The organism is Hymenobacter canadensis (genome assembly GCF_027359925.1).
In the GTDB taxonomy this organism is placed as follows: Bacteria; Bacteroidota; Bacteroidia; order Cytophagales; family Hymenobacteraceae; genus Hymenobacter; species Hymenobacter canadensis.
This window is the reverse complement of the sequence record NZ_CP114767.1, coordinates 2,600,502-2,619,217: the sequence shown is the minus strand read 5'-3', so window position 1 is coordinate 2,619,217 and position 18,716 is coordinate 2,600,502. Positions and strand designations below refer to the sequence as shown.

Annotated in this window: 13 protein-coding genes and 1 tRNA gene; 6 read left to right on the top strand and 8 right to left on the bottom strand. The window is 64.1% G+C overall.

The annotated features are described in order from the left end of the window. Positions 1 to 64: 64 nt before the first annotated feature. A complete protein-coding gene (locus O3303_RS11190) occupies positions 65 to 6,343 on the top strand; it encodes an alpha-2-macroglobulin family protein (protein WP_269558501.1) in 6,279 nt (2,092 codons plus the stop codon). A 170-nt stretch (positions 6,344 to 6,513) separates the two neighbouring features. Beyond that, positions 6,514 to 6,948, top strand: a complete 435-nt coding sequence (locus O3303_RS11185) for a hypothetical protein (protein WP_269558500.1) — start codon at positions 6,514 to 6,516, stop codon at positions 6,946 to 6,948. A gap of 109 nt (positions 6,949 to 7,057) precedes the next feature. Here O3303_RS11185 and O3303_RS11180 read toward each other — a convergent pair whose 3' ends face one another. The 4 genes from O3303_RS11180 to O3303_RS11165 form a co-directional block, all read right to left on the bottom strand. After that, on the bottom strand, positions 7,058 to 7,924 hold the full coding sequence (locus O3303_RS11180) for a hypothetical protein (protein ID WP_269558499.1): 867 nt from the start codon (positions 7,922 to 7,924) through the stop codon (positions 7,058 to 7,060). A 45-nt stretch (positions 7,925 to 7,969) separates the two neighbouring features. Beyond that, positions 7,970 to 8,296: a 2Fe-2S iron-sulfur cluster-binding protein gene (locus O3303_RS11175; RefSeq protein WP_044016326.1), complete on the bottom strand. Its 327-nt coding sequence runs from the start codon at positions 8,294 to 8,296 to the stop codon at positions 7,970 to 7,972. A gap of 106 nt (positions 8,297 to 8,402) precedes the next feature. Next, positions 8,403 to 9,416, bottom strand: coding sequence for an NAD(P)/FAD-dependent oxidoreductase (locus O3303_RS11170; RefSeq protein WP_269558498.1), 1,014 nt, complete (start codon positions 9,414 to 9,416; stop codon positions 8,403 to 8,405). 156 nt (positions 9,417 to 9,572) lie between these two features. Beyond that, positions 9,573 to 9,983, bottom strand: a complete 411-nt coding sequence (locus O3303_RS11165) for a hypothetical protein (RefSeq protein ID WP_269558497.1) — start codon at positions 9,981 to 9,983, stop codon at positions 9,573 to 9,575. 233 nt (positions 9,984 to 10,216) lie between these two features. Between O3303_RS11165 and O3303_RS11160 the strand changes: the two genes are divergently transcribed. After that, complete coding sequence (locus tag O3303_RS11160; protein ID WP_269558496.1) at positions 10,217 to 10,654, top strand: hypothetical protein; 438 nt, start codon at positions 10,217 to 10,219, stop codon at positions 10,652 to 10,654. A 38-nt stretch (positions 10,655 to 10,692) separates the two neighbouring features. Here O3303_RS11160 and O3303_RS11155 read toward each other — a convergent pair whose 3' ends face one another. The 4 genes from O3303_RS11155 to O3303_RS11140 form a co-directional block, all read right to left on the bottom strand. Further along, complete coding sequence (locus O3303_RS11155; protein WP_269558495.1) at positions 10,693 to 11,091, bottom strand: hypothetical protein; 399 nt, start codon at positions 11,089 to 11,091, stop codon at positions 10,693 to 10,695. Between the two features lie 273 nt (positions 11,092 to 11,364). Next, a tRNA-Arg gene (locus O3303_RS11150) sits at positions 11,365 to 11,438 on the bottom strand. A gap of 142 nt (positions 11,439 to 11,580) precedes the next feature. Then, complete coding sequence (locus tag O3303_RS11145; RefSeq protein WP_269558494.1) at positions 11,581 to 12,291, bottom strand: TVP38/TMEM64 family protein; 711 nt, start codon at positions 12,289 to 12,291, stop codon at positions 11,581 to 11,583. 97 nt (positions 12,292 to 12,388) lie between these two features. Next, a complete protein-coding gene (locus O3303_RS11140) occupies positions 12,389 to 13,282 on the bottom strand; it encodes a DUF2167 domain-containing protein (RefSeq protein ID WP_269558493.1) in 894 nt (297 codons plus the stop codon). 200 nt (positions 13,283 to 13,482) lie between these two features. Between O3303_RS11140 and O3303_RS11135 the strand changes: the two genes are divergently transcribed. The 3 genes from O3303_RS11135 to O3303_RS11125 all read left to right on the top strand — a co-directional run bounded on the left by O3303_RS11135 (position 13,483) and on the right by O3303_RS11125 (position 18,705). Further along, positions 13,483 to 14,622 carry a cystathionine gamma-synthase gene (locus O3303_RS11135; RefSeq protein WP_269558492.1) on the top strand — a complete coding sequence of 380 codons (1,140 nt, stop codon included), beginning with the start codon at positions 13,483 to 13,485 and terminating at the stop codon, positions 14,620 to 14,622. 165 nt (positions 14,623 to 14,787) lie between these two features. Then, positions 14,788 to 15,498, top strand: coding sequence for an SGNH/GDSL hydrolase family protein (locus O3303_RS11130; RefSeq protein WP_269558491.1), 711 nt, complete (start codon positions 14,788 to 14,790; stop codon positions 15,496 to 15,498). 426 nt (positions 15,499 to 15,924) lie between these two features. Beyond that, a complete protein-coding gene (locus O3303_RS11125) occupies positions 15,925 to 18,705 on the top strand; it encodes a TonB-dependent receptor (RefSeq protein WP_269558490.1) in 2,781 nt (926 codons plus the stop codon). The last annotated feature ends 11 nt before the right edge of the window (positions 18,706 to 18,716 follow it).

Sequence of the window (18,716 nt, the reverse complement as noted above, 5' to 3'; positions counted from 1 at the left end):
TGGAATCGGGCCCGGGTCGGCATCTGGATTTTACCAACTTGCCTTTCCTCGTCGTTTCCATCCTATGCGTTCTTTCCTCTTTAGTTTGCTGGCCCTGCTGATGCTGCTCCCTGGCTCCTCCCAAAACCCGCCGGCGGGTGCCGGCCCCGGCACCCCCGCCGCCTGGAAAAAAATCGACCAGCTGCTGGCCAAAGACCAGACCGCCTCGGCCGACAAGCTGGTAGAGGTCATTTACCAGCAGGCCCGCCAGCGCCAGGACACGCCCGAGTACCTGCGCGCCCTGCTCTATAAGCTGCGCCTGCTGGAGCAAAAAGAGGAGGAAGCCGACGAAAAGGCCATTGCGCTGGTAGAGGCCGACCTGAAAACGGCGCGGTTTCCGGCCCGGCCCATCCTGCACAGCCTGCTGGCCCAGCTCTACTCCAACTATTACCAGGAGCACCGCTACCAGCTCTACGACCGGACCCGCGCCGCCGCGCCCGACCCCGCCGACCAGAGTGCCAACGATCTGCGCACCTGGGATGCCGCCCGCCTGGGCAGCGCCGTGCTGCAACACTACCGCGCCTCCCTGCTCGATGAGCCCCAGCGCCAGCAGCAGCTGAAGCTGGCGGCCCTGGGCTACGCCGTGACGGGTGGCGACGCCGAAAGCCGCGCCCTCACGCCCACGCTCTACGACCTGCTGGCCCGCCGCGCCATCGAGGGCCTCGGCAACGACGAGTTCTACGTGACCCGGCCCGCCGAGCAGTTCGAGCTGACCAATCCGGCCCTGTTCGGCTCCGCTGCCGAGTTTGCCCAGCTAAAGCTGACCGCGCCATTGGCCGACTCGCTGAACGGGCAGCTGCAGGTGCTGCGGGTGCTGCAGCAGCTCACCGCCTTCCGCCTCCGCGAGGCCGCCACCAACCCCGCCGCCCTGGCCGATGTGGACCTGGCCCGCCTGCGCTTCGTGCGCGAGCACGCCGCCCTGCCCGACGAAGACGCCCTGTACCGCGCCGCCCTGCTGCGCGCCATCGACACCTACAAGGCCTTGCCGATTGCCAGCCGGTTTATGTTCGAGCAAGCCAACAGCCTGCGCGAAACCGACCCCACCCAGGCGCGGACGCTGGCTCTGGCCGCCGAAAAAGCCTGGCCGAAGTCGCAGGGCGCCCAGCAGGCCCGCAACCTGCGGCTGGAAATCGAGGCCGTGGAGCTGCGCTTCACCACCGAAGAAGTCGTGCTGCCCGGCCAGCCCTGGCTGCTGAAGCTGAACGTGCGCAACGTGCCGAAGCTGTACGCCACAGCCTACCGCATCAGCGCGGCCCGGCAGCTGCGGGAGCTGGAAAAGCCCACCCGCTACGACGAAGACCGTTTTCAGAAGCGTTACGCCCGCGTGCTGGCCGGCAAGCCCGCCGCCGCCTGGGTACTGGAGCTGCCTGGCCCCGCCGACTACCACGACCATACCGTGCAGCACGCCGGCCCGGCGCTGCCGCTGGGCCACTACCTCATTGTGCTGAGCACCGCCGAGGATGCCCCCACCAAGGAAAAGGCCGGCGTGGCTACCGCCTACGCCGAGCTGAGCGTGAGCGAGCTGAGCGAGTTGCGCCGCAACGCCCCCGCCCAGGAAGGCCCCGAGGTGCTGGTGCTGCACCGCCAGACCGGTGCTCCCCAAGCCGGCGTGCAGGTGCTGCCCTTTTTTCAATATTATGACCAGAAGGCGGGCCAATACAAGCAGCGGCGCGGCTCCGCGCAGGCCACCACCGCCGAGGGCCTGACCCAAATTGTGCTGGGCACCGCCACCGGCCAGAACACCCAGCTCCGCGCCCTGCTGCTCACCCAAGGCCGCGACTCGCTGCTGACCACGCAAAACGGCTACTACGGTCCGCGCCGGGGCGCGCGGGAGCTGGAGCAGCCCCAGCGCCGCACCTTCCTCTACACCGACCGCGCCATCTACCGGCCCGGCCAGACGCTGTACTTCAAAGGTATCTTCACCGAAACCCGCGCCGGCAAGTCGCAGCTGCTGACCAAGCAGGCCGTGTCGGTGCGCCTCGTGGACGTGAACGGCCAGACCGTGCAGACGCTGCCCTTCACCACCTCCGAATTCGGCTCCTTCCACGGCTCCTTGATGCTGCCTACGGGCCTGCTCAACGGCGAAATGAGCTTGCAGACCGATGCCGGCAACGTCAGCTTTGCCGTCGAGGACTACAAGCGGCCCACGTTCCAGGTGACGTTTGAGCCGGTGGCGGGCACGCCCGTGCTGGGCCAATCCGTGACGGTGCGCGGTAAGGCCACCGCCTACGCCGGTCAGCCCATCGATGGCGCCACGGTGCAGTACCGGGTGGTGCGGCGCACGTTCTGGCCCTTCTTCGGCCGCGGCTTCTACGGCGGCGACCAGCCCGAGCTGGAAATCCTCAGCGGCACCACCCGGACCGACTCGGCCGGCGGCTTCGTCGTGACGTTTGTGGCGAAAGGGGAAGCCGCGGCCGGCTCCGGCAAGCGCGGCAACTGGGGGCCCGGCTACGCGTTTGAGGTGACGGCCGATGTGACCGACGCAGCCGGCGAAACCCGCACTGGCCAGCAAAGCGTGAGCCTAAGTACCAGCGCCCTCACGCTCCGCCTGGACGTGCCCGAGCAGCTCAACCGCGAGCAGCTGCCGCCGTTGCAGCTCCTGAGCACCAACGCGGCCGGCGAGCCGCGCCCGGCCCGGGGCACGTTGCGCCTGTTCCGCCTCGCGCCGCCCGCCCGCGCCCTGCGCCCCCGCGCCTGGGACCGGCCCGAGCGCGAAGCCCTAAGCCGCGAAGAGTTCCAGCGCCGCTTCCCGCTAGACGCCTATGCCCGCGAAGACAACGACAGCACCTGGGCCCGCACCCTCGTGCTCACCCAGGACTTCGACACCGACAAAACGCCCCTGCTGCCCAACCTGCGCGCCGCGCTGGCCACCCAGGAGCCCGGCCGCTACCTGCTGGAAGCCACCGCGCCAGCCGCCACCGAGCCGGAGGTGAAAGCCGAGCAGCGCTTCACGCTCTTTTCGGCCACCGCCGCCACGCTGCCCCTGCCCACCTTCGACTGGTTTGTGGCCCTGCAGGACAGCGTGCTGCCCGGCCAGCCGGCCCGCTTCCTGGTGGGCAGCAGCGTCGCCGGGGCGCGGGTGCTGCTGGAAGTGGAAGCCAAGGGCGAAACCCTGCGCCACGAGTGGCTCACGCTGACCGCCAACGAGCAGCGCGTGGTGGAAATCCCGACCACCGTCGCCCTCGACGGCGCGCAGCTGCACCTGCACCTCACGCAAATCCGCGACAACCGCCTCTACCACCACACGGCCACCGTGCAGGTAGCCACGCCGCACGCGCCGCTGGCCCTCAGCATTGCCACCTTCCGCGACAAGCTGCAGCCCGGCCAACAGGAAACCTGGCGCGTCACCATCCGCCAAGCCAACGGCCAGCCCGCCGCGGCCGAGATGCTGGCCTCGCTCTACGACAAGTCGCTGGACGTTTTCCGGCCGCACTCCTTCGCGGAGCCGGAGTTTGCCCGGCCATACTATCCCGCCGTGCTGGCCTGGAACGGCCGGTTTGGCACGGAAGAATCCACGGAGCTGTTTGATGGCAATCCCGTGGCCGGGCCGGTCTGGAGCCTCGTCTACCCGCACCTCAATATGTGGGGCTTTATGGGCGAGGATGTGGTTTCTGATAAAGCAATTCCTCTGAATGGTCGGGAAGGAGGAGTGGGCAATGCGCCTATGGAAGACCGTGTTGAAGCTGCTGCAATGGCGGCTCCATCAGCCTCTCGGATGATGAAGATGACGGTGCCAATACTTAAGAAGGATGGGGAAGCACGAGAGTACGCTGATACTGTAGCCGGTGCTTCAGGCAGTGCTTCTAAATCCACCGCCCAACCCGACCTCAGCAACGTGCAGGCCCGCACCGACTTCCGCGAAACGGCTTTGTGGGCGCCGGCCGTGCGCACCAACGCCCAGGGCGAAACCGTGCTGGAGTTCCAGATGCCCGAGGCCGTAACCCGCTGGCAGCTGCTCACCCTGGCCCACGACCAGCAGCTGCACTCGGGTATGCTGCAGCGCGAGCTGGTGACCCAGAAAAGCCTGCAGGTGACGCCCAACGCCCCGCGCTTCTTCCGCGAAGGCGACCAGCTCACCTTCTCCGCCAAGCTCAGCAACCTCACCGATGCGCCCATCAGCGGCAGCACCCAGCTGCTGCTGCTCGACGCGCGCACCCAGCAGCCCATTGAGGCGAACGTGCTGCAAAGCCCCGCCCAGCTAGCGTTCAATCTGCCCGCCCGCCAAAGCCAGGCCGTGAGCTGGAGCCTCACCATCCCCGAAACCGCCGAAGGCCAGCTGCCCATCGAAGCCATAACCTACAAGGTGGTGGCCAAAGGCGAGTTGTCAGTTGTCGGTTCTCAGTTGTCAGGAACAGATAAGAAAGCGCAGAAAAAGGCCCGCCGCCAGAACAAACAGACAACTGACAACCAACAACTAACAACCATCGAAGACGGCGAGCAGAACACGCTGCCGGTGCTGCCCAACCGTCTGCTGGTCACGGAAAGCCTGCCGCTGCCCATCGTGGGGCCGGCCACCCGGGAGTTTGAGCTGCAGAAGCTGACCAGCACCACCTCGGCCACCCGGCGCAACTACTCGCTCACGCTGGAAATGACTGAAAACCCGGCCTGGTACGCCGTGCAGGCGCTGCCTTACCTGATGGAGTACCCCTACGAGTGCTCCGAGCAGGTGTTCAGCCGCCTCTACGCCAACCTGCTGGCCACCAAAATCCTGCAAAGCAATCCGCGCTTCAAGGCTATGCTGGCCGAGTGGCAGCGCGCCGCCCAGAGCGGGGATAAAGCCGCCCTCACCAGTAAGCTCGACCAGAATCCGGAGCTGAAGGCCCTGCTGCTGCAGGAAACGCCCTGGGTGCGCGACGCGCAAAGCGAAACCGAGCGGATGCGCCGCCTCACGGAGCTGTTCGACGAGCCCCGCCTGCAGGCCGAAACTGCCCGTGCCCTCATCAAGTTGGCCGCCATGCAGCAGCCCAACGGGGCGTTTCCGTGGTTTGAGAAGATGCCCGCTGACCGCTACATCACCCAGCTCATCGTGGCTGGGTTCGGCAAGCTGCGCAAGCTCGGCGCCTTGGATGCCAGCCAGGACGAGCGCGCCGCCCCCATTCTGCGCCAGGCCCTGGCCTACCTCGATGGCGAGCTGCAGCGCGATTACGCCGACCTGCGCAAGCAGAAGGGCGTGAATCTGAAACAAGACCACCTTTCCGACCTGCAGATTCAGGCGCTATATGCCCGCAGCTTCTGGGCTGCGCCGGCCGTAGCCAAGGCCACGCAGCCTGCGCTGGCCTACTACCAGCAGCAGGCCGCCGCCTTCTGGCCCGCCCGCACCCGCTACCTGCAGGCCCAGATGGCCCTGGCCCTGCACCGCCAAAAGCAACCCGCTGCTCCCCGCGAAATCATGACGGCCCTCACCGAAAACGCCCTGCACTCGCCCGAGCTGGGCATGCACTGGAAGGAAGTGCGCGGTGGCTACTACTGGCGCGAGGCCCCCACCGAAACCCAGGCCACCCTCATCGAGGCCTTCGACGAAGTACAGAACGACCAGAAATTCGTGGATGAAATGAAGCTGTGGCTGCTCAAGCAGAAGCAGACCCAGAGCTGGCCCAGCACCCGCGCCACCGCCGATGCCTGCTACGCTCTGCTGCTGCGCGGCTCCGACTGGCTGCAGCCCACCCAGCCCCTGCGCGTGACGGTAGGAGGGAAGCCCGTGACGCCCCCCACCCAGCAGGCCGGCACTGGCTACTACAAAGTCAGCTGGTCCGCCGCCGAAATCAAGCCCGGGCAGGGCCGCGTATCGGTGCAGAAAACCGATGCCGGCGTGGCCTGGGGCGCGCTCTACTGGCAGTATTTCGAGCAGCTGGACAAGATAACGCCCGCCGCCACCGGCCTGCAGCTGGAGCGCCAGCTCTACCGCGAGCAGCGCACCGCCGGCGGCCCGGTGCTGGAGCGCCTCACCACCGCCAGCCCTCTGCGTGTGGGCGACGTGCTGGTGGTGCGCCTAGTGCTGCGCGCCGACCGTGACCTGGAATACGTGCATCTCAAGGACCAGCGCGCCGCCGGCCTGGAGCTCATCGGCCAGACCTCCGGCTACCGCTACCAGAGCGGCCTGGGCTACTACGAGAGCCCCCGCGACGCCGCCACCAACTTCTTCATCGGCTTCTTCCCCAAAGGCACCCACACCTTCGAATACCGGCTGCGGGCGGCGCAGGCCGGCAACTTCTCGGGTGGCCTGAGCCAGCTGCAGTGCCTCTACGCACCGGAGTTCACCACCCACTCGGCTGGCACGCGCGTGCAGATTGCGGGGCAGCCGTAGCGACCATAGCAGCCGGCCGCTATATAGTGACGGCCGGTAGCTTTTTTGCCGGTGAAAGTGCGACCCAGCCCGGCCAAAAGGGCTTTCTGCCAGGTTGGTACGATGGTGGCTTTGGATTTTATGGCCGGGGTGTGGTAATTTTGGGGTTCCGTTAAGCCCCTGTTGGAACAATGAAGCGACTGATTGTGATGGTAACCGGCCTGCTGCTCAGCAGCACCGCCGTAATGGCCCAAGGCGAAAAGAAAACCACTTCTGTAACTCCCACCGCGCTGCCTGGCGAAGAGAAACTGACTCCCCAGGAGCGGGCCGAGCGCGACTTCCTGATGCCCGCCCGCCGCAAGCAGGATGCCGTTCTGAAAGCCGCCGCCCGCGAAGAAGCCGCCGCCCAGCCAGCCATCGAGGTTTCGGCCTATCATGCTGAGGCCGCCCCGGAACTCAAAGCGCCGGAGGCAGCGCCCAAAGCCACTGCCCCGGCCGCCGCCCCCCGGCACGTAGCCTCGCGCAGCCGCCACCGCACTTCCAGCAGCAAGAAGAAAGTAGTGCATAAGTCGTCGGCCAGCGGCAAGCGCAAGACGGCCACCAAAAGCAGCCGCTCCCGCCGCTAGTTTTGCCAGATAGTAGTTCAATAAAGAAGGGCGTGCCCACCGAGGTGGTGGGCACGCCCTTTTTTTGTGCCGCTACAGGGCCACCAGATCCGACTTGGGCAAACCAGCCTCACTCGGTTTCCGGCGCGGTGTCCGGGTCGGTTTCGTCGGGGTCGAGGCTGTAGCGCGGGGTGGGGTTGCGGCGGGTGGCACCGGCCAGATACCCCAGGCGCAGGCCGTAGCCCAGCTGCACCGTAGCATAGGAGCCGCGGCTGACGATAGCCAGGCTGCCCTGCTGCACGATGCCGTTGTCATCAATATATTCCAGCTTGGTGGAGTTGATTTCTTCGAGCGGGCCCAGGCCCCGCTGGTAGGTTGCCGTGAGCAGTAGCATATGGCGCAACCCCAGCTCGTAGCGCAACAGCGCCTCCACGCCGGCCATGGCGGTTCCGCGCCGTTCGGTTTCGCGCACCAGCACCAGTGGAATGCCGGGTTGCGGCAGCTGAGTAGCGTCGATGTACCAGAGTGGGCCTTCATAGGAGGAGGAGCGCCATCCATCTAGCCACGCGTAGGAACCAGTTAGGGCCATATCCAGCCCGAAGCGCGGCCCCGGTCTCCATATATCATAGATGCGCAAGCTTAGCCCTGACTGATGCACCGTGTTATTCCCGCCGCCGGATCTGAAGCCGGTGCTGCGGGTGCCGTACCGCACACTTTGGGGCAGCCCTGTAACGCGCTGCTCAAAGCCCACCCCCAGCCGTGCATTCAGCGGCATTACCAAGCGCAGCGCGGCTCCGGTATTGAAGCGGCCTACCGTCCGGAACTGTCTGGTCAGGTTCTGCCGCTCCATGGCGGGGTGTGTCAGGGAAGCTCCCCCACTAATGTTCAGCTCTGTTTCGCGCTGCGCCAAGGCGCTGCCGCTGGAACTGAGCAATAAAAAACCGCAGCCCAGCAGGCCGCGGTACAGGATATCACGAGTAAAAGTAGTTGTAGCCATCAGCAGCCTAACGCCGCCGGCCGGCCGCAAATTGCGGCTGGCAGCCTAGGTATTCTGGGGCATCAGGCGCAGCACTAGGCCGTCGAGGCGCTCGGTGAGGCGGATCTGGCAGGAGAGGCGGCTGCCCTGGCTCATCACCGGCAGGCTTTCCAGCATGGCCAGCTCGTCGTCGGAGGGCTCGTCGAGGGCCGGGCCGGCCAGCACCTCAATGTGGCAGGTGCCGCACAGCGCCATGCCGCCGCAGGTAGCCTGAATGTCGTAGCCGCTGGCCTTGAGCAGCTCCATAAGGCTCAGGCCCATGTCGGTGGGGCCGCTTACTTCGGTGCGCTGGCCGGGCGCTTCCTCCACGTATACGCGTACGTCTTCGGTCATAGTATTATTAGAAGTGAGACTTTTAGAAGTGAGAAGTGAGACGATGTTCTGGTGCTCTTGCCGTTGAACATCGTCTCACTTCTCACTTCTAAAGGTCTTAGGTCTCTTACAAGGTAGGTACGCCGTTTACGGTAGTGTACTTGAGGGTGTATTTTTTATCGGGGAAGATGTGCTTGAACGCGCCCTGGCACATGAGGGCCGCTTCGTGGAAGCCGCACAGAATCAGCTTCAGCTTGCCCGGATACGTGTTGATGTCGCCGATGGCGAAGATGCCGGGCTCCGAGGTGGAGTAGTCCAGCGTGTTCACCTTCACGGCATTGTCTTCCAGGTCCAGGCCCCAGTCCTCAATCGGGCCGAGCTTGGGCGTGAGGCCGAACAGCGGAATGAACGAGTCGACGGGCAGTTCGGTGGCGGTGCCGTCGTTGGCCGTGATGGTCACGGAATGCAGCTGGCCGTTACCGTGTACGTGCGTCACGTTGCTGCTCAGCACCAGGTTCACCTTGCCAGCCTCGTGCAGGGCTTTCACTTTCTCGGCCGAGTCGGCTGCGCCGCGGAAGGTGGTGCCCCGGTGCACCAGCGTCACTTCCTTGGCTAGGTTAGCCAGGAAAATAGTCCAGTCGAGGGCCGAGTCACCACCGCCGGCAATGACGAGGCGCTGGTCGCGGAAGGTTTCGGGGTCGCGCACCATGTAGTACACGCCCTTGCCCTGCTCGAAGCTGTCGAGCTGCTCGATGGCGGGCTTGCGGGGCTCAAACGAGCCCAGGCCGCCGGCAATGGCAATGGCTTTGCAGTTGATTTCGGTGCCGTCGATGGTGGTCACCACAAACGAGCCGTCGTCCAGCTTGCGGTAGCCTTCCACCCGTTCGCCCAGCGTGAAGGTGGGGTGAAACGGCTCAATCTGGCGCATCAGGTTGTTGACCAGGTCGCCGGCCAGAATATCCGGGAAGCCCGGAATGTCGTAGATGGGCTTCTTGGGATAAATCTCGGACAGCTGCCCACCCACCTGGGGCAGGGCGTCTACTACATGGCAGCGCAGCTTCAGCAGCCCGGCCTCAAACACAGCAAACAGCCCCACCGGGCCGGCCCCGATGATGCAGATATCGGTGGAAATAGAATTCATCAGTGAAGGGTGAGTTCAAACAAATGGCCAACAGGGCCCTGGGCACAACAGCCAACCAGGCCAAAACGTTGGCGCGGCCTGACAATACCGCCGCAAAGATAGGCACCCGGCTCCAACCCGCGCTTTCGCCGCGGCACTTTCGCCCCGGGCCAGGCATCAGGACGTTGGCCGGGCCCAAAACTGCTGCAGAAAGGCCTCGGCTTCCTGTAGGTTGGTGAACAGCTGGGTGGGGATGGCCGCTGACTGTGCCCGCACCTGCTCCATAAACTTGGGCCCGCTGGGCGAGGCCGGGTGCACCTCTACCATCAGGCCCACGCCGTGGTCCCAGAGCAGCTGCCGCACCTGCCGGAACAGCGGCAGCAGCTGCGGGTTGGGCCCCAGGGTGCGCCGCAGGTCCGACAGCACCGTGAAACCGGGCTGCACCCGCTGAAGCGCCCGCCCGATATCGGCCAGGTAGTACGGCAGCTCCGTGGCCAGCGTCATTTCTTCCAGGCGCTCATAGTGGATGTGGTTGCCGGCCGCATGCAGGTAAATCCGGTACTGGGGGCGGTAAGCAATAAGGTCCATAAATGGCGTCTGAGCTACGGAATAACGACAATTGGCGGAGAAGATAGAGCCGGCGGGCGCCGTAAATATCGGGGTTGTCCCGGGCCCGCAACGGTAGGAACTGTTCTGCTATGGGCTGTGGCGGGTCTAAAATACACAAGCTCCGCAAACATTGTTTGCGGAGCTTGCAATGGAAGCAATAATGCTGGGCAGGCCGTATCTTAGGGCACTTGTTATCGGCAACCAGGCCCCGTATGCATTCAGACGCCCAACATCCTCAGCGGGCCACAGCCGCTGGCCCGGACAGCAAAAGAAAAGTGGCCTCGGCCATACTGCGCCGGCGTCGGCGGCGGCTGGAAGGCACCGTAGTGGCCACGGCCACCAAGCTGCTGCCGCTCTTGGAGCTGCTTGATGCCATCAAGCCGCATGCCGCCAGCGAGTCGGTGTTCCGGACGCGGCGTCGGAAAATCAATGCGCAGCTGGCCTTGGCCTACGCGCAGCTCCGGCAGGAGCGGCCCAAGCGGGAAACGCTGGTGCTGGCCTTCCAGACGATAGGCGAGCTGGTGCGCGAAGAAGCGCACGACATCAGCAAAGACGAGTTAAAGGAAGCGGCTCGGGAGTTCGTGCTGGCGACGCTCAAAAATGCGCCCGCCATCATCAATGCGGCCCATCAGGCCAAGCTGCTCTCGTAGGCGTGGCGCGGCAGGAGCCGCCGCGGGCAGCAGGGCAGCTACGCCTGCCGGGTACTGTACTCATGGAGCTGGCTGAACTCGTGAAAATTGGCGTTATTCTGCCAGTAGGCACGGCATTCCGTGCGCAGATCCTTCAGAAACCCTTCCTGGCGGCGCAGGTCGCGCCACTCGCCCAGGCCTAGGTGCTCGCAGAGCTTGTAAAAGGTGTCGCCCTGGCCTTTGTGGCCCGCTACGGTTACCAGGCAGCTCAGAATAGGCCGTCCAGCCGCGTATTCAGCCTCCGAAATTTCGGCCAGCACTTCTTTCAGGCGTTTTTTCTCGTGGGGGTTGTCGAGGTTGAAACCCAGATCGGCTTCCTGTACAAGGTTCAGGTAGCTGGTGGTGCCTACCTGCTGTCGGGCGAAGAGGATGAGGTGTTTTCTAATTCGATCCAGCATGTTGGTTGGTAAGGGTTCGGACAAAAATGTAAAAGGAGCGATGCTGCTTTTACAGGCAGTTAGTGCCGAAATTCCAAAACCTTGCCAATCTGGCCCGCTAAAATTTTAACTTCTGATAGTGAACTATTTACCGGGTTGCAAATCAAGAAATAACCCCTTTTAAGGTGCTGTAGGCTACTTGATAGGTGCTGTTGTTAGCCGAAAAGTGTCCACAGCTTCCGATAAAAAAAAGATAAAAAAAAGCCCCTCAGCAAATAGCTGAGGGGCTTTTCGTGGTCGTGTAAGGAGTCGAACCTTAAACCTTCTGATTCGTAGTCAGATGCTCTATCCAATTGAGCTACACAACCATTTTTACCGTTTGGCGGATCGTTTATCCGTTTTGGTTGTGCAAAGATAGCAGGGAAAATTCCGGCGGTGCAAGCCGGGGCCCGCATTTAGCCTGGTTTTTTTTGCGAAATACTGCAAGATGCTGAATTTCAGCGGAATTTTTTACTCGATTTTCGTGCCTTGCTGCAAAGCCCGCTGCATGGCGCGGTTGAAGAGGTAATACAGGCCAAACAGCGAAATGGCCACCAGCACCACCACCATTACTTTGCCGGTATTGCCGGTGCCCGGGTCGCGGAGCAGCAGCATAATATCCTGGGCCTTGGTGCCGAGCCAGTAGAAAAACAGGCTTCGCGGCAGCATCCCCACGATGGAAGCCAGCAGAAACCGGCGCCGGTCGACGCCCATCACGGCCAGAATGAACGTCATCAGGGCAAACGGCGTGACGGGGGAGATGCGCAGCAGAAACACCAGCTTCCAGCTGTCGGTCTTCATCTCGCGCATCACAGCGGCGGCTTTGGGAAAGCGCTGCAGAAACGCCAGCATCTTGCCGTGGTCGAGGCTGGAGGCTACCTGGTAGCCGGTGAGAGCCGCCAGCGTATAGGCGATGAGCATGCCGGGGAAGCCTGCCCAGCCGAAATAAAACCCGGTGATGAGCACCGCCAGCGTGGTGTGCAGTAGCGAAAACGCCATGGCCACCCCGATAACCACGAAGTAGAGCAGTGCCTGCAGCAGCGTGGGGTGCTGCAGTAGCTCCTGGTTGCGGTAGAGAATAAAGCCCAGCGACGAGCTGCCCACAAACGGCAGGCCCGCCAGCAGCACCATGGAAAGGAAAGTAGAGGCGTTTTTTTGAAAAAGCTCCCGGAGAAAAGCCATATGCTGCAGGTAAAAACAAACGGGCCGGCGTGAAGGCGCCGGCCCGAAGGTAGAACGTAAGAAAGCGGCAGAAGGCTACATGGCGCAGCCGGCCCGCCTACTCGTCGGCGGAACTGCCGCCCCCGAAGAACCGGCGGATGGTGGCCCAGCCGCCGGCCACCACCGCAATAATTACCTTCCAGAACTTGGCTACCAGGGCAAAGGCGCCCACTTTGGCCAGCACCTTGCCCGCCACCAGTCCGCCGATACCGTAGGCCGCCACTTCATCTATCTTGGGGTCGAAATCGGCGTATTGCTGGCCTTTGGCAAACTCCACGCTTTTGATTACCTGCGGGATGCTGCGGCGGATTTCCGGCAGCTGGCCCATGTCGCCGATGGCGTTGAGGTTGAGCACGCCTTTGCGGCCGAGCACGCGCACGTTGTAGTTGAGCGTGTTGTAGTCAGTGCCGGCAAAGCGCAGTTCCTTGGCCCAGTGCAGCACGTTGAGCTTGGCATCGTAGAATGGTTTGGAGGCCCAGCCCATGAGCATGATGCGGCCGAAGCCGGCTTCCTCACGCTCGGCGTTGCTTTCCTCGGTTGCCTCCTTCATGTCCTCGAGCAGGTCGTCGTAGTCGATTTCGACGGCGTCCTTATCTTCCACGTAGCCGGAGGGGTCGTACTCGACGGCGAAGGCCCAGTTGTTTTCATCGAGCGGGCCGCGGTCGGCCGGAAACAGCATGCCCAGCGACTCGCCGTTGGGGTTGCCCCAGAGCTTGGTCAGCACGTACTCGCTCTGCTTGGCATCGAGGTAGCGGAAGCCGGCGGGCACCGTAAGGGCGCCCAGGTCGTCGGGCAGCGTGATTCGGCCGGTCTGGTAGCGTAGCGTGGCCTGCACCGAGTCGATGTAGTGCTGCTCACTATCGATGGAGTCGGCGGCGGGTGGGGTGGGGGCGGCCAGAGCGGCAGCGGCGGGCAGGCCCAGCAGGGCCCATAGGAGTAGGAGTGTTTTCAAGCGGATAAAAAAAGTGTGAATAGAATTTTGCCAACAAGATAGAAACCCACCCGGAGGATTCAGCAGCAGGAGCAAGCAAAATTCTGATTTCCAGGGTTCGACTCTCAGCCAGCCGGCCGCGGGCGAACCGGCCAATGCTAGCGGCACATAGTTACCTTTGCAGCCCCAACCCCAGTTCCCCAGAACCCTAGTCCTACCAGATGAAATTCGGAACCAAAGCCATCCATGCCGGCGTGCACCCGGACCCCACCACCGGGGCCATCATGACGCCCATCTACCAGACCTCGACCTATGTGCAAAGCTCGCCCGGCGACCACAAAGGCTACGAGTACTCGCGCACGCACAATCCTACCCGCACCCAGCTCCAGGACGCGCTGGCGGCGCTGGAAAACGGCCAGCACGGCCTGGCCTTCGCCTCAGGCATGGCCGCCATCGACTGCATCATCAAACTGCTGCAGCCCGGCGACGAGGTTATCAGCACCAACGACCTGTACGGCGGCTCCTACCGCATTTTCACCAAGGTTTTCGCCAACTACGGCATCAAGTTCCACTTCGTGCCGATGCACGACATGGCGGCCGTGGAAGAGAAAGTGACGGCCAACACCAAGCTGATCTGGGTGGAAACGCCCACCAACCCGCTGCTCAATGTTATCGACATTGAAGCCGCCGCCGCTGTGGCGAAAAAGGCCGGCGCGCTGCTGGTAGTGGACAATACCTTCTCGACGCCTTATCTGCAGACGCCGCTGGATTTGGGCGCTGACATGGTGATGCACTCGCTGACCAAGTACATGGGCGGCCACTCCGACGTGGTGATGGGCGCCGTGATTGTGAAGGACGACGAGCTGCACGAGCGGCTGCGTTTCCTGCAGAACGCCTGCGGCGGCACGCCCGGCCCCCAGGACTGCTTCCTGGTGCTGCGCGGCCTCAAAACCTTGCACCTGCGCATGCAGCGCCACTGCGAAAACGGCCGCGCCGTGGCCGAATACCTCAAGAGCCACCCCAAAGTGGAAAAAGTGTTCTGGCCGGGCTTCGCGGAGCACCCCAACCACGCCGTGGCCGCTAAGCAGATGCGCGACTTCGGCGGCATGATTTCCTTCGTGCTCAAAGGCGACCGTAAGGAAGACGCCGTGGCCGTGCTGGAGAAGTTTGAGCTGTTTTCGCTGGCCGAAAGCCTGGGCGGCGTGGAAAGCCTCTCGGGCCACCCCGCCACCATGACGCACGCCAGTATCCCGGCCGAAGAGCGCCGCAAGGCCGGCCTTTCCGACTCGCTGATCCGCCTGAGCGTGGGCATCGAGGATGTGGAAGATTTGATTGCGGATCTGAAGCAGGCCATCGGCTAAAACGAGCGGCCGGTGACCGGCGCAACTCGGCCCCGGCCCCGATAATCCCAATGAAAGCGCCGCCCGATGGCTAATCGGGCGGCGCTTTTTTGTGCGTAGCGTCCGGGCGAAATCTGGCGGCGCGGTAGGGCCGTACGTTGGCCTCACTTATTCGCGCCGCTGCTTATGTTTCGTCTTTTTGCGCTGGTTTCGGTTTGGCTGCTCACGCTGGGCTGCGGGCCCGATGCCCCGGTACCGGTCCCGCTGCCGCCGGCTGCAACGCCCGCTCCGGCCCCGGTGGGCACCCGGCGCTTTCTGGCCCTCGGCGACTCCTATACCATCGGGCAGGGCGTGCCGGCCGCCGACCGCTGGGGCGTGCAACTGGCCTGGCTGGCTCAGGCCGAGGGCTTGCGCAAGCCCGACATCATTGCCCGCACCGGCTGGACCACCGAGCAGCTCCGCGAGGCCATTGTGGCCGCCAACCCGCCGGCGTCCTATGAGCTGGTGTCGCTAATGATTGGGGTGAACAACCAGTTTCAGGGGTTGCCGCTGGCGGAGTACCGCAACGACTTTCGGGAGCTGCTGCACATGGCCATCCGGCTGGCAGGCGGGCGGCCCGGGCGCGTGCTGGTGCTGTCCATTCCCGATTGGGGCCAGTCGCGGGTGGGCCGCAGCCATGCGCAGGCCAGCATCAGCCAGGAAATAAACCAGTTCAACGCTGCCGCCCGGCAGGAGTGCACGGCGGCCGGCGTGGCCTTCCTCGACATCACCGACCTGACGCGCACCACCGGCTACGACCCCGCCCAGTTCGCGCCCGACGGCCTGCACTATTCCGGCCTGCACATGCAGCAGTGGGCCATTCGGGCGTTGCCGGTAGTGCGTCGTCTGGTGCAGTAAGCCGTGGCCGGTTTCGGCCGGAATCGGGCGGGGTGCCCGAAAGGTTTTCTTGCCTTCCGCGAAACATTCCGCGCCGTATTCGGTACTGCAGGAGTTGCCTTGGCGCGCCGTTATGCGCCGGCACCCTGATTTTCTGTTTGCCTGCCTGATGTACTTGCTCAACCTGCCCGCTTTCTCCCCGATGCCGATTTGCTGGCCTGCTTCCGCAGGTGTGGTTGCGGGGTGCTGTTGCTGTTGTTGAGGCTGCGCCGGCCCGCGTCAACCGCCTGCGCGGTAGTGCGTACATAGAGCTGCGCTGATATTCTTTCTTTTTCCGGATTGTGCTGAACGGACCCCGCCGCGGGCGGTGCGTCGGATGTGTGAACGGTGCGGCCGCCCCGCAGGGCGCGGCCGGCCCCTGGCTTGTTTTCCTTTTTTCTTTCTGACATGAATAATCTATCCGCAACGCGGCTGGGCCTGGTCACGGCTTTGTCGGTGGCCAGTTACGCCGCCTTTGCTCAAACCGTGCCCGTGACGGGCCGCGTAACCAGCAGCACCGGCCAGGGCCAGCCCGGCGTGACCGTGCTGGAACAGGGCACCAGCAACGGCACCAGCACCGACGCCGACGGCCGCTACCGCCTGAGCGTGCCGCCCGGCGCCACGCTGGTTGTGTCGGCTATTGGCTCCGTCACGCAGCAGGTGGCCCTCAACGGCCGCACCTCCGTGGACGTGCGCCTCGCCGACAACCAGACCGCCCTCAACGAAGTGGTAGTAACCGGCTCGCGCGCCACCGAGGGTCGCTCTAATATCCTGACGACGGCCCCGGTGGACGTCATTTCGGCCCGCGAAATCAAGGCCTACGCCCAGACCGACGTCACGCAGATCCTGACGTATATCGCGCCTTCGTTCCAGAGCACGCGCCAGACCGTCACCGATGGCACCGACTTCGTGGACCCCGCCTCCCTGCGCGGCCTCGGGCCCGACCAGGTGCTGGTGCTTGTGAACGGCAAGCGGCGGCACAGCTCGGCGCTGGTGAACATCAACGGCACGCCCGGCCGCGGCTCGGTGGGCACCGATATGAACGTTATTCCGCCGGCCGCCATCAAGCGCATTGAGGTGCTGCGCGACGGCGCGGCGGCCCAGTACGGCTCCGACGCCATTGCTGGCGTCATCAACATCCAGCTCAAAGACGACACCACCGGCGTGAACGTGAGCAGCACCGCCGGCCAGACCACCGAGAGCGACGGGCAGCTGTTTCAGGCCGACGCCAACGCCGGTTTCGGGCTGAACAAGCGCGGTTTCGTGAACGTGAGCGGGCAGTTCAGCAACCGCAGCTACTTCGACCGCAGCGGCACCGACACGGCCCCGCTCATCTACCGCGGCACCAACACCGGCAACTACCCCGGCGGCCTCACCAACGACCAGAAGCTAGCCCTCAAAGCCCAGGACGATGCGCTGGTGGCCCAGAACGGCTTCAACCGCCGCAACATCCGGGTGGGCGCCTCCGACACGCGCACCTACGGCGGCTTCCTGAACGCGGCCTACACCTTGTTGCCGGCCCAGGAACTGGAAGCCTACGTGGCTGGCGGCCTCACGCGCCGCACCGGCCGCGGCGGTGCCCTCTACCGCCTGCCCACCCAAACCACCCAAATCGACCTGGGCCTCTACCCGAACGGCTACCTGCCGTTCATCAACAGCACCGTGGATGACGCCTCGCTGATTACGGGCGTGCGGGGCCGGGTGCTGGGTTTCCAGGCCGACCTGAGCAACACCTACGGCCGCAACAGCCTGCGCTACGACATCAGCAACACGCTCAACGCCTCGCTGCCGCTGGGTACCAGCCCCACCGAGTTTTACGCCGGCGAGCTGCTGTTTCAGCAGAACACCGTGAACCTGGGCTTCTCGCGCAAATTTCTGGATATGCCTGTGCTGAGCACCCTCAATGTGGCCTTCGGGGGCGAATTCCGGGTGGATAACTTCCAGATTGAGGCCGGCGAGCTGGGCTCGTATGCCAACGGCATCAACGAGCAGGGCCGCATCATCACGCCGGCCTCGGGCAACACGCCGGCTACCTACGCGGCGGCGGGCTCGCAGGGCTTTGCCGGCTACCGCCCGCAGGACGCCACCGACCGTTCGCGCACCAACGTGGCCGGCTACCTCGACCTGGAAAGCGACATCACCGAAAAGCTGCTGGTGAGCGTGGCCGGCCGCGCCGAGCGCTATTCCGATTTCGGGGGCAACGTGAGCGGCAAGCTGGCCGCCCGCTATAGCATCTTGCCCGACGTGGCGGTGCGCGGCGCCATCAGCAACGGCTTCCGGGCGCCTTCGCTGCAGCAGCGCTACTTCACCAACTCCAGCACCCAGTTCAACAGCGGCGAGCTGCGCGAAGTGCTGACCACCAACAACGACAGCCCGCTCACGCGTGCCTTCGGGATTGGCTCTTTGAAGCAGGAGAAATCCACGAACTACAGCCTGGGCCTGACGGCGCGGGTGCTGCGCACCATCACGCTCACCGTGGATGCCTACCAGATTGACATCCGGGACCGAATCGTGCTCAGCAGCCAGTACAACCGCGGCAACGCGGCCGTGGCCCAGATTCTGGGCACGTTGCCGGTGCAGGGCATCCAGTTCTTCGCCAACGCCGTGAACACCCGCACCCGCGGCCTCGACGTGGTAGCCAACGAGCGCCTGACCCTGGGCACCGAAAGCCGCCTGACCCTGACGGCGGCGGCCAACTTCAACGCCACCACGGTACGCAGCTTCAACAGCTCCAGCTTCATCGATGCCAACCCCACGCTGCAAAACACGCTCTTCGACCGGGCCCAGCGGGCACGCCTCGAAAACGGCCAGCCGCGCAGCAAAATCAACCTGAGTGCCGACTACGGCTACAAAATCTTCAGTGCCAACCTGCGCACTGTGCGCTTCGGTGAGGTGCAGACCAAGGACGCCAACCCCGACCGCGCCTTCATCGACCAGACGTTTTCGGCCAAATGGATTACCGATTTCGTGCTCAGCGCCCAGGTGTTGAAAAACGTGGGCCTGAGCGTGGGCGTCAACAACCTGTTCGACGTGTACCCCGACCGTCTCTACCAGGACCCCAACAACAACCCGCAAAGCCTGGCCTACTCCACCCTCGACGCCACCAACCGGGGCCGGTTCCTGTACAGCTCCAACCAGTTCGGCTACAGCGGCGCCTTCTACTTCGGCCGCCTCAACCTGACGCTCTAGCCGGCTGCCGG

Excerpts from the sequence above, each read along its gene's own strand:
- O3303_RS11130 (WP_269558491.1), top strand. The coding sequence starts at position 14,788 with ATGTTTCGTCTTTTTGCGCTGGTTTCGGTTTGGCTGCTCACGCTGGGC.
- O3303_RS11160 (WP_269558496.1), top strand. The coding sequence starts at position 10,217 with ATGCATTCAGACGCCCAACATCCTCAGCGGGCCACAGCCGCTGGCCCG.
- O3303_RS11125 (WP_269558490.1), top strand. The coding sequence starts at position 15,925 with ATGAATAATCTATCCGCAACGCGGCTGGGCCTGGTCACGGCTTTGTCG.
- O3303_RS11170 (WP_269558498.1), bottom strand. The coding sequence starts at position 9,416 with ATGAATTCTATTTCCACCGATATCTGCATCATCGGGGCCGGCCCGGTG.
- O3303_RS11180 (WP_269558499.1), bottom strand. The coding sequence starts at position 7,924 with ATGGCTACAACTACTTTTACTCGTGATATCCTGTACCGCGGCCTGCTG.
- O3303_RS11135 (WP_269558492.1), top strand. The coding sequence starts at position 13,483 with ATGAAATTCGGAACCAAAGCCATCCATGCCGGCGTGCACCCGGACCCC.
- O3303_RS11155 (WP_269558495.1), bottom strand. The coding sequence starts at position 11,091 with ATGCTGGATCGAATTAGAAAACACCTCATCCTCTTCGCCCGACAGCAG.
- O3303_RS11145 (WP_269558494.1), bottom strand. The coding sequence starts at position 12,291 with ATGGCTTTTCTCCGGGAGCTTTTTCAAAAAAACGCCTCTACTTTCCTT.
- O3303_RS11175 (WP_044016326.1), bottom strand. The coding sequence starts at position 8,296 with ATGACCGAAGACGTACGCGTATACGTGGAGGAAGCGCCCGGCCAGCGC.
- O3303_RS11165 (WP_269558497.1), bottom strand. The coding sequence starts at position 9,983 with ATGGACCTTATTGCTTACCGCCCCCAGTACCGGATTTACCTGCATGCG.
- O3303_RS11190 (WP_269558501.1), top strand. The coding sequence starts at position 65 with ATGCGTTCTTTCCTCTTTAGTTTGCTGGCCCTGCTGATGCTGCTCCCT.
- O3303_RS11185 (WP_269558500.1), top strand. The coding sequence starts at position 6,514 with ATGAAGCGACTGATTGTGATGGTAACCGGCCTGCTGCTCAGCAGCACC.